We start from the raw sequence: 15,213 nt of genomic DNA, 5'->3' as shown, positions 1-15,213 counted from the left end.
TGGGGTCAGGCAGGATCGGCGACGAGGCCGAGTGGGGTGTGCACGGCCGAGGCCGATGCGGGTGTCGATCCGGTGCCCGAGGCGTCGAGCCCGCCGGACCGGCTCCACAGGAGCACGATGAGGAAGCCCAGCACGAACGCGACGAGCGCCAGTGCGAGGAAGTGCAGCCAGGTGTACGGGTGCCGCGGACGGACCTCGTCGTCGTCGTCCTCGTCGTCCTGCGCCGCGGCGGTGGTGGACGCGATGGCGGGGAGCGACTCGGCGAACGGGCTCGCGCCGAAGCCCGTGCCCCCACCCTCCGCACCCGTGCGCGGCGCGGGAACGGTGCCGCCGGCCGCGACCGGGGTCGGCGACCACGCGACGGGACCGGCCTCGGGCGGGGCGGTCGGGCTCGGCGTCGGCGACCAGCTCTGCGTGGGAGCCGGGGCCGGGGCGTCGGTCGGCCTGCTCGTCGCGGGTGCGGTGGCGCGTGCCTGGGCGGCACTGGGCTGCCACGTCGACGTCGGTGACGGCGCCTCGGCACCGCCTGCCGTGGGCCACGCTGCCGGCGCAGCAGCGGCGGGGGGCGAGGCGATCCAGCTCGGACCGTCGCGACGTGCCGCCGCCGGGCCGCCGGCGTCCGACGAGGTGCTGGACGGACCTGAGGGCTGACCGCCGAAACCAGGCTGCTGGCCGAATGTCGACGGCTGGCCGACGGAGGACGGCTGGCCGAACGTCGACGGCTGGCCGACCGTGGGCTGGGTGGCCGGGCGCTGCGGCGTCGACGGGCGGGAAGCCGGGCTCGGGACCTGGCTCGGCTGGCCCGGCGCGGGCAGGGCGCTCGTGCGAGCCGGCGGCGTGCTCGTCGGCTGGGGGGAGGACGCCTGGGCGGCGGACGGCTGGCCGGCGGACGGCTGGGCGGCGGACGGCTGGCCCGCGGATGGCTGGCCGGCGGACGGCTGCGACGGTGCACCGGGACGGCCCGACGACGTGCTCGGCTGCACGCTCGCGGCGGGGCGGGCCCCGGGCTGCGCGGACGGTGCCTGCCAGGGTGCGGTTGCGGGAGCGGACGACGCGGCAGCGCCCTGGACGGACGTGCGCTGCGGTACCTGCGCGGGGGGCTGTGCGGGCGTGCCGGGCCGTGCCGGGCCTGCACCGGGAGCGTTCGTCGGCGCCGGGCCGCGCTGGCCCCAGGCGGACTGGGCCGCGGACGGCTGCGCGGTGAACGACTGGGCGGTGGACGGCGTCACCGTGGACGGCCGCGCCTGAGGAGACGGCTGCGGGGCCGGGGCGGGCGTGCGGGACGGGCTCGGCACGGAGCCGCCGGTCGCCGACGGCGCCGGCGACGTCGCCGACCAGGGGGCCGGCCGGGTCGTGGGGGCGGGCTGCGCGGGGGGTCGCTCGCTCGTCGGGTCGAGCGCGGTGTCCCGGATGGAGCGGCGGGAACGCGCGACCGCGTCGGTGGGCGGCCCGGAGGCGTCGGGGATGCTCTGCTCGCGCATCGCCCGCCGTGAGACCGGAGGCGTCGTAGGTGAGCTGGCGGGCGGGGTCGGCTGGGGAGCCGCGGACCCGTCGTCGGGCGCGACACCTTCGACGGATCCCGTCTCGGGCCTGTGGAGCTCGCGGCGACTGCGCCGCTCTCCGGTTTCACTCATGACATTCCTCGATACAACCTGTGCTTGGCGATGTACTGAACAACCCCGTCCGGGACGAGGTACCACACCGGTTGCCCGGCGCTCTCTCGGGCGCGGACATCCGTCGACGAGATCGCCAGGGCCGGGACCTCGAGGACCTGGACGCGATCGCCGGGGAGCCCGTCGACCGACAGCGTGTGCCCGGGGCGGGTGACCGCCACGAACTGCGCCATCGAGAAGAGCTCGTCCGCATCCTTCCACGTCAAGATCTGCGTGATGGCGTCCGCACCCGTGATGAAGAACAGTTCGGCGTCCGGGCGGGCCGTCTTGAGGTCACGCAGGGTGTCGACGGTGTACGTCACACCTTCGCGGTCCACGTCCACCCGGCTCACCGTGAACCGCGGGTTCGACGCCGTCGCGATGACGGTCATCAGGTAGCGGTGCTCGGCGAGCGTGACGGCCTGGTCGAGCTTGAACGTCGGCTGACCGGTCGGGACGAAGACGACCTCGTCGAGGTCGAACCTCGCCGCGACCTCACTGGCGGCGACCAGGTGGCCGTGGTGGATGGGGTCGAACGTGCCGCCCATGACCCCGAGGCGCTGCCTCCGGACGGGCGGGTGCGTCATCGGTCGGTCCCTCCGTCGATCCCGACAGGGGGCCGGGTCAGTGGCGCGTCCCCACGTTCCGGAAGGCGTATGCGGTCAGCAGCATGGCAACCAGCCCGACGAACGCTCCGACGCCGAAGACCCACGGCTCGAAGGGCAGCTCGTTCACGACCTCGGCAGCTTCAGCAGCAACACGCACGACAATCCTCCAGGGGTGGGGCGGGTGCGATCAGTGTCGCACGGTCAACTGTGGTGCTCAGGGTCTGACGTGCCCGTCGCCGTGCACGATCCACTTGGTCGTCGTCAGCTCGCCGAGGCCCATCGGACCCCGCGCGTGCAGCTTCTGCGTGGAGATCCCGATCTCCGCGCCCAGGCCCAGCTGGCCGCCGTCGGTGAACCGCGTCGAGGCGTTGACCATGACCGCCGCGGAGTCCACCTCGGCGACGAACCGCTCCGAGGACGCCAGGTCCCGGGTGACGATCGCCTCGGTGTGCCCGGAGCTCCACGTGCGGATGTGCTCGAGGGCCTCGTCCAGGGAGTCGACGACGCGCACGGCCAGGTCGAGCGACAGGTACTCGGTCGCCCAGTCCTCGTCGGTGGCCGCGACGACGTCCGCCTCCTCGGGTGCCAGGGCGAGCGTCTCCTCGCAGCCGTGGATCGTCACGCCCTCGTCGGCGAGCATCGCGATCGCGACCGGCAGGAACTCGTCGGCCACGGCCCGGTGCACCAGCAGCGTCTCGGCGGCGTTGCACACGCCGACACGCTGCGTCTTGGCGTTCAGCAGGATCGGCAGGGCCATCGCCAGGTCGGCGGTCTCGTCGACATAGACGTGCACGTTGCCCACGCCCGTCTCGACGACCGGGACGGTGGACTCGCGCACGACGGTCTGGATGAGGTCCGCACCCCCGCGCGGAACCAGGACGTCGACCAGCCCGCGCGCGTGCATGAGCGCCACGGCGCCCTCGCGCCCGTAGGAGTCGATCGACTGGATCAGCGCACCGGGCAGGCGCTGCGAGACGAGCGCCCGCGACAGGACGTCGACGATCAGCTCGTTGCTGGCCGCGGCCGCGGACCCACCGCGCAGGATCACCGCGTTGCCGCTCTTGAGCGCGAGCCCGGCGGCGTCGACCGTGACGTTCGGGCGGGCCTCGTAGATCATGCCGACCACGCCCATCGGGACGCGGACCTGCCGCATGCGCAGGCCGTTGGGCAGCGTCGACCCGCGGACCACCTCGCCCACCGGGTCGGGCAGCGCCGCGAGCTCGCGCAGGGCGTCGGCGATCCCCGCGATCCGCTCGGGGGTGAGCGCGAGCCGGTCGAGCAGGCCGGCGGACGTGCCGTTGGCGCGGCCGCGCTCGAGGTCGATCTTGTTGGCCTCGACGATCTGTGGCGTGGCCTCGACGAGCGCGTCGGCCATGGCACGCAGCGCCGCGTCCTTGGTGGCGCGGTTGGCCGTGGCGAGCGTGCGGGAGGCGATCTTGGCGCGCTCCGCGACGGCGCGGACCGCGGCCGTGACGTCGGGCGCCTCGGGTGCTTGCTGGAGCGGCTGCTCGAGCGACGTGGTCATCTGGTCAGGGTAGTCCCGCTGTGCCGGAGTGCGTCCCGCGCGGTCACGCCCGCGTGCACCAGCGGGATGACGTTCTCGCCGAACTCGACCGCGTCCGCGAGCAGGTCGTAGCCGCGCAGGCCGAAGATCTCGAACCCGAGGTCGACGTAGTCCAGCAGGGCGTCGGCCACGGTCCGGTAGGAGCCGACGAGGGCCGTCGCGCTCGTCGGCAGCCCGCCCGCACCCGCGACGGTCGGCGTCCACAGGGCACGGTCGTGCCGCTCCCCCGACGCGGCCAGCTCGGCCAGGCGCAGGTTCGCGGTGTTCTCGGGCAGCTTCCCCGGCTCACGGGGTGCCTCGGTCAGGGTCCGCACCGCGCGCGGCGACGCGAGCTCGTCGATGCGTGCTCGGATCGCGTGCGCCCTGGCCCACGCCTCCTCGTCGGTGGGCGCCACGATCGGCCGGAACGCGATCTGCAGACGAGGCAGCGGACGGCCCACGGCGGTCGCGAACGAGCGGAGCAGGTCGACCTGGTCCGCGGTCGCGGCCAGCGGTTCGCCGAAGAGCGCGAACACGTCCGCGACGCGCGCACCGACCTCCAGGGCTCGTCGCGACGCCCCGCCCGCCGACAGGCCCGGACGCTGCTCGGTGCGGGCCCGCAGGACGAACTCCTGCGCTCGGTAGTACGGGCCGACGTGCGTGAACGGCTCGGCCGAGGTCCACGACCGCAGGAGCAGCTGCGCGTACTCGGCGAGCCGGTCGTAGCGCGCGTCCTTGTCCAGGTCGTCGCCCTCGGCCCGCTGGTCGCTGGTGAGGCCGCCCGCGATGAGGTGGACCGTGACGCGTCCGCCGGACGCCGCGTGCAGGGTCGCGAAGGTCTTGGCGGCGAACGTGGGCGCCGAGACGTTCGGGCGGTGCGCGACGCGCAGCTGGATGCGGTCGGTGTGTGCCGCCGCCCAGGCCGCCGCCTGCGCGGGGTCGGGGCCGTCGGACGCATAGGGGAACAGGACGTGGTCCCAGCCGCTCGCCTCGTGGGCGCGCACGATCTCCCGTGTGTAGCCGGGGTCCCAGACGGGTCCGACGAGCGGGGTGGTCTCGGTCGACGGGTTGCCGTACCCGGCGCCGAGGAACTCGACGGCCACGTCAGACCGCGACGAGCCGGTCGAGGCCGCGGGCACGGCCCGGGTTCTGCGGTCCCCACAGCGTCGTCGACACCTCGGCCCGGACCAGCGGGACGACCTCCTCGGCGAACCGTCGCAGGACGTCCTGCTGCTGCTCGTACGGCAGGACCGGGTTGAGCGAGACGGACTGCAGGTCGTGCCCGTAGGAGGCGTGGTAGTCGAGGATCTTCTCCGCGACGCGCTCCGGGGAGCCGACGAGCGCCGGGCCGCGCTCGACCGCGTCCTCGATGTGCGCGAACGACGAGACCTTGCCGGGCCGCGTCTCGCCGACGTGCCGGGCGGCCATCCGGGCGGCGAAGCCCTCGTAGACCGCGCGGTACTCCTCGGTCGCCTGCTCGGTGGTGTCCGCCAGGAAGAGGCCGCCCGAACCGGAGCCGACGTAGCCGACCGACGGGTCGTGCCCGTGGGCCACGAGCTGCTCGCGGTACCGGTCGATGAGCACCTTGTAGTTCTCGCGGGGCTGCAGCGCGTTCGCGGACACGATCGGGTCGCCGTGCTTGGCGGCGAGGTCGACCGCGATGGTGCTGGTGGCCGAGCCGTGCCAGATGCGGAAGGGGCCGTCGTACGGGCGCGGCAGCGTCGTCGCGTCCGTCAGCGGCGCGTGGAACGTGCCCTTCCAGTCGACGTGCTCTCGGCTGAGCAGCAGGGTGAGGAGCTCGTAGTTCTCCTCGAGGTAGTCGTACTGGTGCTCCAGCTGGAGCCCGAACAGCGGGAAGTGCTTGTCCTCGTTGCCCTTGCCGATGACGATCTCGAGCCGCCCGCGCGAGAGCAGGTCGATCGTCGCGTAGTCCTCGGCGACGCGGACCGGGTCGAGCAGGCTGAGCACGGTGACGCCGGTGCTGAGCAGGATCGTGTCCGTCGCCTGGGCCAGCGCGCCGAGCAGCACGGTGGGAGACGACGACAGGAAGTCGCCGGCGTGGCGCTCCCCCACCGCGAACGCGTCGATCCCGAGCTCCTCGGCCAGCACGGCGGTCTCGACGACGCGCTCGAGGCGGGTGGACGGGTCGAGCAGCTCGCCGGTGACCGGGTGCGGGCCGTGGGGGACGATGTCGAGGACCTGGAACTTCACGAGAGTGCTCCTTGCGTGAGTGGTGCTGTGTCGAGGCCGAACGCGAGCAGGGTGCCGCCGGCGACGACACGGGTCTCGCGCTCGGTCAGCCGGACGAAGCCGAGACGGTGGTAGAGCGCGTGGGCGCCGAGCATCTGCGGCCCGGAGTTCATGACGACGCGGTCGAGGGCCCGCTGCCGGGCGAGTGCGACGACGTGCTCGGTGAGCAGCACCCCGATCCCTCGTCGGCGAGCCGCGGGGTCGACCGCGAGCAGCCGGAAGTCGAGCTCGCCGTCCCGACCGAGCTCGGAGATGTGCTCGCCCGCGCGCGGCGTTGCGACCGTCCCGACCAGCTCGCCGGTCGCGAGGTCCTCGGCCACCCAGACCTCGTGCTCGCGAGCCCGGGCGGCGACGTCGGCGAGGGAGGCGCGGTACTCGTCGGGGATGTCGTAGTCGTGGGCGTACGCCTCGACCGACAGCTGCGCGACGCGGTCGTACTCGTGCGGCGCGACCAGTCGGACGCGCAGGCCGGTGCGGGCGACGTCGTAGCGGTACACGACCAGACCGGCGATCGTTTCCCGGTCGACCACCCGCTCGAACCCGAGCCGGTGGTACAGGCGTTGCGCGACGACGTTGCGGGCGCCGGTGTCCAGTACCAGCGCGGTGACACCCCAGGCCCGCGCGCGGGCGACCGACTCCGCCAGGAGCGCGGCGCCGACCCCGCGACCGCGGGCAGCCGGCGTGGTGGTCAGCAGCCGCACCTCGGCCTCGTCGTCGTGGGCCTGCCGCGTGTACCCGGTGCCGGGCCGCAGCAGGCTGATCGTGCCCAGCAGCTCGTCGCCGTCGACCGCCACGAGCAGGTCGCCGGCCGCCGCGCGCCCGGGAGCGTCGCGCAGCAGCGCCAGCCGCGCCGGGTCCGTGGTCGGACCGAACGGCCCGGTCGCGAACCCGTGCTCGGTGAGCTCCGCGACCGCGGCGTGCTCGTCCGGCCGCGACGTGCGCACCTCGATCATGAGAAGTACCCCTCCACGTCCAGGACGCCGCCGGCGTCCTGGAAGTCCTGCCGCACCGCGGCACGCAGCGCCGGGTCGGCCAGATAGTCCAGGGCCGTGAGCGCGAGCCCGACGGCACCGTCGACGGCGGCGGCGTCCCCGCGAGGACCTCCGGCGACCTCCGCGAACTCGCGGGTGTGCAGGGCCACCTCCGGGTCGCTCACCGCGATCATCGGGTGGATGCCGGGGAGCCGGACGCTCACGTTCCCGAAGTCGGTCGAGGCCGCGAGTATCTCGGGGACGACGCCCCCGGCCAGCACGGTCCGCCCCTGACCGGCCTGGTGCACCGCCCAGCGCTCTGCGAGCGGTCCGTTGGTCCGGACGGGGAGCGTGAACGGGGCCGCGTCCCAGACCAGCTCGGCGGTCGTCCCGGTGGCCAGCGCGGCGCCCCGCGCGATGTCGGCGAGCCGCTCGGAGAGGTCCTTGAGGGTCGTCGGGCTCGCGGACCGGACGTAGTACTCGACGGTCGCGCGCTCGGGCACCACGCTCGGCCGCGTCCCGCCCTCGAGCACCACGCCGTGCACACGGTCGCTCGGCGGGATGTGCTGCCGCAGCATCGCGACCGCCTGGTAGTTCAGCGCGACGGCGTCGAGGGCGTTGCGGCCCATGAACGGGCTGGCCGACGCGTGCGCGGCGACCCCGTGGTACGTGACGCGCAGCTGCCGCCGGCCGAGGAACGGGTGGTCGACGACGTCGAAGCCGAACGGGTGCACCATGATCGCCGCGTCGACGCCCTCGAAGAACCCGTTGCGCGCCAGGATCTCCTTGCCCGAGCTGCCCTCCTCCGCCGGCGTGCCGAGCAGGAGCACCCGACCCGGCAGGTCCAGACCGTCGGCGACCGCCCGGACCAGCGCGAGGAACGCCCCCGTCGCGGCGCCCGCGATGAGGTGGTGCCCGCACGCGTGACCCACCCCGGGCAGCGCGTCGTACTCGGCCAGGATCGCGACGGTCGGACCCGCGTCCTCGCGAGCCGCGCCGTCGTCGGGCCCGGCCTTGGTCAGTCCCGCGCGCAGCGCGGTCGACAGGCCGTGCGTCCCCACCGTCGCGGGCACGCCGCGCGCCCGCAGCAGGTCCGCGATCGCCGCGACCGAGCGGACCTCGCGGAACGCCTCCTCCGGGTGGGAGTGGATCGCGTGCGCGACGTCGAGGAGGTCCCCCTGGCCGGCGCTCGCCGCGTCCCGCACGAGGGCGCGCGACGTCTCGTCGGCCCCGTCGAACGGGGAGGTCAGCGGGACGAACGACCCGCGTCGGCGCTCGGTGAGCGCGCGCAGCTCGTCGAGGAACGCGGTGGAGGGGGTACTCATCCGGCGGTCGGCTCCTCGGCGGGCAGGCCCGCGTCCTTCCAGGCACCGAAGCCGCCGTCGACGTGGACGACGTTGGTGAAGCCCTTGGCGCGCAGCTCCGCGGCCACCGGGCCGGACCCGCGCACCGAGCCGCAGACGACCACGATCGGCGTGTCCAGCGAGACGACGGGTGCGTGGTGCGTGGCCGCGGCGAGGTCGAACTCGTCGTCGATCGCGTACCGGTCGCCGACCGTGGCGCCGGGGATCGCGCCCGTGCGCGACCGGCCCGTCTCGCTGCGGACGTCGAGCAGGAACGCGCCCTCGGCGACGCGCTCGGCGGCCTCCTGCGGGGTGACCGCGGGCGCGAGCGCCGCGGCGTCCTCGAGGCTGAGGTGCTCGGCGGGGGCGCCCGGGCGGGCGGTGGTCTCGGTCATCGTGCTCTCCTTCGTCGTCGTGCCTGTGCTCATCGGAGCCGGAAGCCCTGCGCCTCGAGCGCCGAGCGCAGCTGGTCGCGACCGTTGAGCGCCGCGGGGCCGGAGAGCCGGGCGAGCAGCCGGTCCGTCCAGGAGTGCGACAGCCCCTCGAGGGCGTAGAACTCGCCGATCCGCTCCTCGTAATCGGCGACCGCGTCGGCGTGGTCCGCGTCGTCGTACACCTCGTGGTGCAGCACGGCCGACTGGGGCAGGCGCGGCTTCACGCGCGTGTTCTCGGACAGGTCGGGCCGCCCGACGACGAGCCCGAACGCGGCGAACACGTGGCGCGGCAGGTGGAGCAGGTCGGCCACCTCCGCCGGCCGGTTGCGCAGCGCGCCGATGTACACCGTCCCCAGGCCCAGCGACTCCGCGGCGAGCACCGCGTTCTGCGCGGCCAGGGCCGCGTCGACGAACCCGACGACGGCCGTCTCGAGGTAGTCCGCGCCTTCGGTCGGCGCGTCGTGGGCCGCGGCGATGGCGTGGGCGCGGCCGAGGTCGACGAGCCAGACGAGCAGCAGCGGCGCCTGCGTGATGTGCGCCTGGTTGCCCGCGAGCGCGCACAGGGCCGACCGGCGCTGGTCGTCGCGCACGGCCACGACGCTCCACAGCTGGAGGTTCGAGCTGGTCGCGGCGGACTGYGCGGCGGCGACGACGGCAGCGAGCTCGGCGTCCGAGACGTCGTCGGGCAGGTACCGCCGCACGGAGCGGTGCGCGAGCTGCAGCTCGATGACGTCGGAGGTGGCGACGTCGTCGGGTGCGACGCCGCCGTAGCGGGCGTCGAGCGTGGACGGGAGGAGGGCGACGGACATGGTTCCCCTGGTGAGCGCGCTGTCGGAGTTCGCGGGGAGGGTGAGCCGCCCGGATGCCGAAGTCAACGAACCGTCGGCGACGTCTCACATCTCGGTCCTCGGGCGGTGCGTCCATTCCGTGAGACGCAGCGGCGGATCGTTGACGACCCCGCGCCTCGTCCTTACCTTCGCGGCCGGTATCGAGTCCCGACGCAAAGCCCTGGTTGGTCGGGCAGCAACCCTTCACGTGACGGGGTGCTCCAGGTGACTACCCGGCACGGCTCCCGCCGTGCAAGCACAGACGACGGAACGAGGACCCCGATGCGCGCCTTCCCCCGGGCCCCGCGATGAACCGCTACGTGCTCGCCCGCCTCGGGCAGGCGCTCCTCGTGCTCTGGGCCGCCTACACGGTGTCGTTCGTCGTGCTCTACGCGCTGCCGGGCGACCCGGTCTCGCTCATGTACGGCGGCGAGTCGTCGGACGTCACGCCCGAGCAGCTCGACGCGCTGCGCGCCCAGTACGGCCTCGACCAGCCGCTGCCGGTGCAGTACCTGACGCAGCTCGGGGGCGTCCTGCGCGGGGACCTCGGCACGTCGGTGGTCCTGCACCGGCCGGTGACCGGACTGATCGCCGAGGCGATCCCGCCGACCGCGGCCATCGCGGCGGCCGCGTTCGTGCTCGCGCTGCTGGTCGGCGGCGGGCTGGCCATCGTCGCGACCCTGGTGCGCAGCCGCGGCCTGTCCAACACGCTGCTCGGCCTGCCCCCGCTCGGGGTCGCGATCCCGTCGTTCTGGTTCGGTCTGATGCTCGTCCAGTGGTTCTCGTTCCAGAACCCGATCTTCCCCGCGGTGGGCAACAAGGGGTTCTCCTCGATCGTCCTGCCGGCGGTGACGCTCGCGGTGCCCACGGCGGCGCTGATCGCGCAGATGCTCTCGCGCAGCCTCCAGCACAGCCTGCGCCAGCCGTACGTCGACACGGCCCGTGCCAAGGGCGCCGGCTCGGTGCGCGTCCACTTCCGGCACGCGTTGCGCAACGCCTCGCTCCCCGCGCTCACGGTGACCGGACTGGTCATCGGCGAGCTCCTGGCCGGGGCGGTCGTCACCGAGACCGTGTTCTCCCGTGCCGGGATCGGCCGGCTCACCGCGACGTCCGTCAGCGCGCAGGACATCCCCGTCGTGATGGGCGTCGTCCTGTTCGCCGCCGCCGTGTTCGTGCTGGTCAACCTCGCGGTCGATCTGCTCTACCCGCTCCTCGACCCGCGGATCGTGCGGCACTCACGTCCACCGAAGGCCGCGGCCCCGGTCGCCGCGGCCGCGGTCCGTGAGCCCGCAACGGCGGGGGTGTGATGTGACGGACCTTCTCGACGACCTCGCCACCACCGCCGCCGACCTCCCGGCCGACGCGCCGCTGGATCAGCCCGACGAGCAGACGCGCGGGCGGTTCGCCTGGGTCGGCGACCTGCTGCGCAGGCCCGGGCTCCTCCTCGCTCTCGTCTGGATCGGGTTCGTGCTCGTGGCGGCGTTCGTGCCGCAGGTGCTCGCGCCCGGCGACCCGCTCACCGGAGTGCCGGCCGACAAGCTTCAGGCCCCCTCGTCGGCGCACTGGTTCGGCACCGACCAGCTGGGTCGCGACCTGTACACGCGGGTGGTGCACGGCACGCAGCTGACGCTCGAGGCGGCGCTCGTGGCCGTCGGCGTCGGCCTGCTGGTCGGGGCCGTGGTCGGTCTGGTCGCCGGCTTCGTCGGTGGCGTGTTCGACGACGTCGTCATGCGCGTCGTCGACGTGCTGCTGTCCATCCCCGCGCTGCTGCTCTCGCTCGCGCTCATCACGGCGCTCGGCTTCGGGACGGTCAAGGTCGCGATCGCGGTCGGCCTGGCCAGCGTCGCGACGGTCTCACGCATCATGCGCTCCGAGGTCCTGCGTGTGCGCTCGTCGGTCTACGTCGAGGCCGCGCACGCCGGCGGCAGCCGCTGGTGGTCGGTCCTGTTCCAGCACGTGCTCCCCAACGCCTCGGGCCCCGTCGTCGTGCTCGCCGCCCTGCAGCTCGGCACGGCGATCCTCGCGGTGTCCGCACTCAGCTTCCTCGGGTACGGCGCTCCCCCGCCCGCGCCCGAGTGGGGTGCGCTGGTGTCCGGCGGTCGCGACTACCTGCGCACGTCCTGGTGGCTGACCACGCTGCCCGGCCTGACGATCGCGCTCAGCGTGCTGGCCGCGGGCCGCCTGTCGCGTGCCCTCGACCGGCACGACGGGGGTGTGGCATGACCTCCTCCTTGCGGCTCCTGACGGTCACGGACCTCGCGGTCGCGTACCGGACGCGTCGCGGCACGGTCCGCGCCGTGCGGGACGTCTCGCTGCACGTCGACGCGGGCGAGACCGTCGCCGTGGTCGGCGAGTCCGGGTCCGGCAAGTCGACCACCGCCGCCGCGGTGGTCCGGCTCCTGGCGCCGGCGGCCGTGATCGACCACGGGAGCATCGACCTGCTGGGCCACGACGTGGTCCACGCCTCCCACCGCGACCTGCGCAACGTGCGCGGCGTCCTGGTCGGCCTGGTCCCGCAGGACCCCACGGTGTCGCTCAACCCCGTCACCCGCATCGGCGACCAGGTGGCCGAGGTGCTGCGCATCCACGGTCTGGCCGACCGCAAGAACGCCGAGATCGAGGCGATCGAAGCACTGCGCCGGGCGGGCCTGGCCGAGCCGGAGGTCCGGGCGCGGCAGTACCCGCACGAGCTCTCCGGCGGCATGCGACAGCGCGTGCTGATCGCGATCGCGCTGGCCGCCCAGCCGCGCCTCCTGGTGGCCGACGAACCGACGAGCGCCCTCGACGTCACCGTCCAGCGGCAGATCCTCGACCACATCGAGGACCTCACGGCCGGAACTGGGACGGGGGTCCTGCTCATCACGCACGACCTCGGCGTCGCCGCGGACCGGGCCGACCGCATCGTCGTGATGTCGCAGGGCAGGGTCGTCGAGCAGGGCACGCCCGACCAGGTGCTCGGCGCACCGAGCGACCCGTACACCCGCGCGCTGCTCGCTGCGGCGCCCAGCCTGCGCGGTGCCCGCACCATCGCCGCGCCGGTCCCGCCGACCGCCGTGCCGGCGCTCGAGGCGCGGCGCCTGACCAAGGAGTTCCCGCTCCCGCGGTCCGCCGGCGGGGGCACGCTCCGTGCCGTCGACGACGTCTCGTTCGTCCTGCCGCGCGGGCGCACCCTCGCGCTCGTCGGCGAGTCCGGCTCCGGGAAGTCCACGACCGCCCGCCTCGCGCTGCGGCTGGCGGAGCCGACGTCGGGCTCGGTGCTCGTCGACGGCGAGGACGTGACGCACACCCGCGGGGCGGCGCTGCGGCTGCTGCGCCGGCGGATGCAGGTGGTCTACCAGAACCCGTACGCGTCCCTCGACCCGCGGTTCTCGGTCCAGCGGATCGTGACCGAGCCCCTGCGCGCGTTCGGCGTCGGCTCGCGCGCCGAGCGTGCCGCCCGCGCCGCCGAGCTGCTGGACGTCGTCGCCCTGCCGCGCACCGCGCTCCAGCGCCGTCCCGCGGAGCTCTCGGGCGGGCAGCGGCAACGCGTCGCGATCGCCCGCGCGCTCGCCCTGAACCCGGAGCTCGTCGTGCTCGACGAGCCCGTGTCCGCGCTCGACGTCTCGGTCCAGGCCCAGATCCTCGACCTGCTGACGGACCTGCAGGTCGAGCTCGGGCTGTCCTACCTGTTCATCTCGCACGACCTGGCCGTCGTCCGGCAGGTCGCGCACGAGGTGGCCGTCCTGCAGCGCGGCCGGGTGGTCGAGCAGGGCCCGGTCGAGGGCGTGTTCGCGCACCCGGGCGACCCGTACACCGCCGAGCTGCTGTCGGCGATCCCCGGCGGCCGCGTGCGCGCCGGCGAAGGGGGTGCGTCGTGACCTCGTGTCGACGTGACTGAGCCCCCGCGCCGCCCGTCACCCACCCCCAGCAAGGAGCACCACCATGTCCGTCCGACGACCCTCGCGCCGTCAAGCCGGCCTCCTGACCGGCATCGCCACGCTCTCCCTCCTGCTCGCCGCCTGCTCCTCGGGCTCGGACGACGCGGGTTCCGACGAGAGCACGTCGACCGCCGCGGCAGACGCCCCCGTCGACGGTGGCGACCTCACCTTCGCCATCGGCAACGACCCCATCTCGCTCAACCCGCCCGCCATCGGCTCCGGCAACGACACCTGGTACGTGACCCGTCAGCTCGTCGACTCCCTGCTCTGGCAGGACCCCGCCGACGGCTCGCTCAAGCCGTGGCTGGCGACGAAGTGGGAAGCGAACGCCGACGCGACCCAGTTCACGTTCACGCTGCGCGACGACGTGACGTTCTCCGACGGCACGCCGTTCACCGCGGAGTCGGTGAAGAAGAACTTCGACGACACCGTCGCCGCCGGCGCCAAGTCCTCCGTCGCCGCGAACTTCGTCGGGTACGCCGGCACCACGGTCGTCGACCCGACCACCGTCACGGTCGCGTTCTCGTCTCCGAACGCGGCGTTCCCGCAGGCCACGTCGGCGGTGGGTCTCGGCTTCGTCGCCGACTCCACGCTCGCCATCCCGTTCGACGACCGCGCCAGCGGGACGGGTGTCGTCGGCACCGGGCCGTTCACGCTGGACCACTACACCAAGGACACCGAGACGGTCCTGACGGCCCGCGACGACTACGCGTGGGGCCCGCAGGGTCGCGAGAACACCGGCAGGGCGCACCTGGACACCGTGACGTTCCAGGTGATCCCCGAGGCGGGCGTGCGTACCGGCGCGCTCACCTCCGAGCAGGTGGACGTGATCGGCGGCGTGCAGCCGACCGACATCGAGACGCTCGGGTCCTCCGGGTTCGACCTGGTGAGCCGCGCCAACCCGGGCATCACCTTCGGCCTGACCTTCAACGAGGGCGGCGCGCTCGGCTCCGACCCGGCGGTCCGCGAGGCCATCGCGCTCACGGTGAACCCGACCGAGGTCCGCGACACCGCCCTGAACGACGGCTTCGCCGTGGCGACGAGCCCGCTGGCCAGCACGACCCCGGGCGTCGCCGACGTCAGCAAGGACATCGTCACGGACCCGAAGAAGGCCGCGACGGTCCTCGAGGACGACGGCTGGGTCAAGGGTGCGGACGGCATCTACGCGAAGGACGGCAAGCCGCTGGCGCCCGTCCTGGTCTGGATCACCAACTTCTCGCCGAACCAGACGTCCGTCGAGCTCATCCAGCAGGAGCTCAAGGCCAACGGCATCGACGCGCAGCTGTGGAGCGGCACGGTGCCGGACTTCCAGGCGAAGCTGAAGGACGGCTCGTTCGACCTGGTCTGGGGCAACCTGAGCCGGGCCGACGGTGACGTCCTGCGCACGCAGTACTCGACGGCGGCGACGAACTTCTACAAGCTCGCCGACCCCGAGCTGGAGGCGCTGCTGCAGAAGCAGCTCGCCGTCAGCGACCCGACCGAGCGGGACGCCGTCCTGGCCGACGCGCAGGAGCGCCTCGTCACCGAGCACCACGTGATCCCGGTGCACGAGCTGACCACGTTCCTCGGCCTGAACACCGACGTGCACGACGTACAGCTGGGTGCGGACTCGCGCCTCGACCAGCTGACGCAGGCGTGGATCGGTAGCTGACACACACCGCAACGTCC

General features: G+C 73.8%; 14 protein-coding genes and 1 riboswitch. Of the genes, 4 read left to right on the top strand and 10 right to left on the bottom strand.

The window, feature by feature from the left end; translation table 11 throughout:
• Positions 1-5: 5 nt before the first annotated feature.
• The 10 genes from AC1DZC_RS18845 to AC1DZC_RS18800 form a co-directional block, all read right to left on the bottom strand.
• A complete protein-coding gene (locus tag AC1DZC_RS18845) occupies positions 6-1,481 on the bottom strand; it encodes a hypothetical protein (RefSeq protein ID WP_477044325.1) in 1,476 nt (491 codons plus the stop codon).
• A gap of 149 nt (positions 1,482-1,630) precedes the next feature.
• Positions 1,631-2,239 carry a nicotinate-nucleotide adenylyltransferase gene (gene nadD / locus AC1DZC_RS18840; protein ID WP_477044324.1) on the bottom strand — a complete coding sequence of 203 codons (609 nt, stop codon included), beginning with the start codon at positions 2,237-2,239 and terminating at the stop codon, positions 1,631-1,633.
• 37 nt (positions 2,240-2,276) lie between these two features.
• The gene (locus AC1DZC_RS18835) at positions 2,277-2,417 is read right to left on the bottom strand and encodes a hypothetical protein (RefSeq protein ID WP_477044323.1); all 141 of its coding nucleotides are present in this window, start codon (positions 2,415-2,417) and stop codon (positions 2,277-2,279) included.
• Positions 2,418-2,474: 57 nt separating this feature from the next.
• Positions 2,475-3,785 carry a glutamate-5-semialdehyde dehydrogenase gene (locus tag AC1DZC_RS18830; RefSeq protein ID WP_477040939.1) on the bottom strand — a complete coding sequence of 437 codons (1,311 nt, stop codon included), beginning with the start codon at positions 3,783-3,785 and terminating at the stop codon, positions 2,475-2,477.
• Positions 3,782-4,942: an LLM class flavin-dependent oxidoreductase gene (locus AC1DZC_RS18825; RefSeq protein ID WP_477044322.1), complete on the bottom strand. Its 1,161-nt coding sequence runs from the start codon at positions 4,940-4,942 to the stop codon at positions 3,782-3,784. Before AC1DZC_RS18825 ends, AC1DZC_RS18830 begins: the two co-directional genes overlap by 4 nt.
• Positions 4,908-6,014 (bottom strand): LLM class flavin-dependent oxidoreductase, encoded by a 1,107-nt coding sequence (locus AC1DZC_RS18820; protein WP_477044321.1) that lies wholly within the window; start codon positions 6,012-6,014, stop codon positions 4,908-4,910. The genes AC1DZC_RS18825 and AC1DZC_RS18820 overlap by 35 nt, the downstream gene beginning before the upstream one ends.
• A complete protein-coding gene (locus AC1DZC_RS18815; RefSeq protein ID WP_477044320.1) occupies positions 6,011-7,006 on the bottom strand; it encodes a GNAT family N-acetyltransferase in 996 nt (331 codons plus the stop codon). The genes AC1DZC_RS18820 and AC1DZC_RS18815 overlap by 4 nt, the downstream gene beginning before the upstream one ends.
• Positions 7,003-8,349 (bottom strand): M20 family metallopeptidase, encoded by a 1,347-nt coding sequence (locus AC1DZC_RS18810; protein WP_477044319.1) that lies wholly within the window; start codon positions 8,347-8,349, stop codon positions 7,003-7,005. Before AC1DZC_RS18810 ends, AC1DZC_RS18815 begins: the two co-directional genes overlap by 4 nt.
• Positions 8,346-8,762 carry a rhodanese-like domain-containing protein gene (locus AC1DZC_RS18805; protein ID WP_477040934.1) on the bottom strand — a complete coding sequence of 139 codons (417 nt, stop codon included), beginning with the start codon at positions 8,760-8,762 and terminating at the stop codon, positions 8,346-8,348. The genes AC1DZC_RS18810 and AC1DZC_RS18805 overlap by 4 nt, the downstream gene beginning before the upstream one ends.
• A 29-nt stretch (positions 8,763-8,791) precedes the next feature.
• A complete protein-coding gene (locus tag AC1DZC_RS18800) occupies positions 8,792-9,610 on the bottom strand; it encodes an NADPH-dependent oxidoreductase (protein ID WP_477044318.1) in 819 nt (272 codons plus the stop codon).
• A 175-nt stretch (positions 9,611-9,785) separates the two neighbouring features.
• Positions 9,786-9,893: riboswitch (SAM riboswitch) on the top strand.
• A 43-nt stretch (positions 9,894-9,936) separates the two neighbouring features.
• Here AC1DZC_RS18800 and AC1DZC_RS18795 point away from each other — a divergent pair.
• The 4 genes from AC1DZC_RS18795 (at position 9,937) to AC1DZC_RS18780 (ending at position 15,196) form a co-directional block, all read left to right on the top strand.
• Complete coding sequence (locus AC1DZC_RS18795) at positions 9,937-10,935, top strand: ABC transporter permease (RefSeq protein WP_477044317.1); 999 nt, start codon at positions 9,937-9,939, stop codon at positions 10,933-10,935.
• Between the two features lies 1 nt (position 10,936).
• Positions 10,937-11,851 (top strand): ABC transporter permease, encoded by a 915-nt coding sequence (locus AC1DZC_RS18790; protein ID WP_477044316.1) that lies wholly within the window; start codon positions 10,937-10,939, stop codon positions 11,849-11,851.
• Complete coding sequence (locus tag AC1DZC_RS18785) at positions 11,848-13,485, top strand: dipeptide ABC transporter ATP-binding protein (RefSeq protein ID WP_477044315.1); 1,638 nt, start codon at positions 11,848-11,850, stop codon at positions 13,483-13,485. Before AC1DZC_RS18790 ends, AC1DZC_RS18785 begins: the two co-directional genes overlap by 4 nt.
• A 64-nt stretch (positions 13,486-13,549) precedes the next feature.
• The gene (locus AC1DZC_RS18780) at positions 13,550-15,196 is read left to right on the top strand and encodes an ABC transporter substrate-binding protein (RefSeq protein WP_477044314.1); all 1,647 of its coding nucleotides are present in this window, start codon (positions 13,550-13,552) and stop codon (positions 15,194-15,196) included.
• The last annotated feature ends 17 nt before the right edge of the window (positions 15,197-15,213 follow it).

The organism is Cellulomonas sp. P2_B4, assembly GCF_056404795.1.
The sequence above is the reverse complement of the archived record's forward strand: the minus strand, read 5'-3'. Positions and strand labels throughout refer to the sequence as shown.

Excerpts from the sequence above, each read along its gene's own strand:
- AC1DZC_RS18815 (WP_477044320.1), bottom strand. The coding sequence starts at position 7,006 with ATGATCGAGGTGCGCACGTCGCGGCCGGACGAGCACGCCGCGGTCGCG.
- nadD (WP_477044324.1), bottom strand. The coding sequence starts at position 2,239 with ATGACGCACCCGCCCGTCCGGAGGCAGCGCCTCGGGGTCATGGGCGGC.
- AC1DZC_RS18830 (WP_477040939.1), bottom strand. The coding sequence starts at position 3,785 with ATGACCACGTCGCTCGAGCAGCCGCTCCAGCAAGCACCCGAGGCGCCC.
- AC1DZC_RS18805 (WP_477040934.1), bottom strand. The coding sequence starts at position 8,762 with ATGACCGAGACCACCGCCCGCCCGGGCGCCCCCGCCGAGCACCTCAGC.
- AC1DZC_RS18785 (WP_477044315.1), top strand. The coding sequence starts at position 11,848 with ATGACCTCCTCCTTGCGGCTCCTGACGGTCACGGACCTCGCGGTCGCG.
- AC1DZC_RS18795 (WP_477044317.1), top strand. The coding sequence starts at position 9,937 with ATGAACCGCTACGTGCTCGCCCGCCTCGGGCAGGCGCTCCTCGTGCTC.
- AC1DZC_RS18845 (WP_477044325.1), bottom strand. The coding sequence starts at position 1,481 with ATGCGCGAGCAGAGCATCCCCGACGCCTCCGGGCCGCCCACCGACGCG.
- AC1DZC_RS18810 (WP_477044319.1), bottom strand. The coding sequence starts at position 8,349 with ATGAGTACCCCCTCCACCGCGTTCCTCGACGAGCTGCGCGCGCTCACC.
- AC1DZC_RS18780 (WP_477044314.1), top strand. The coding sequence starts at position 13,550 with ATGTCCGTCCGACGACCCTCGCGCCGTCAAGCCGGCCTCCTGACCGGC.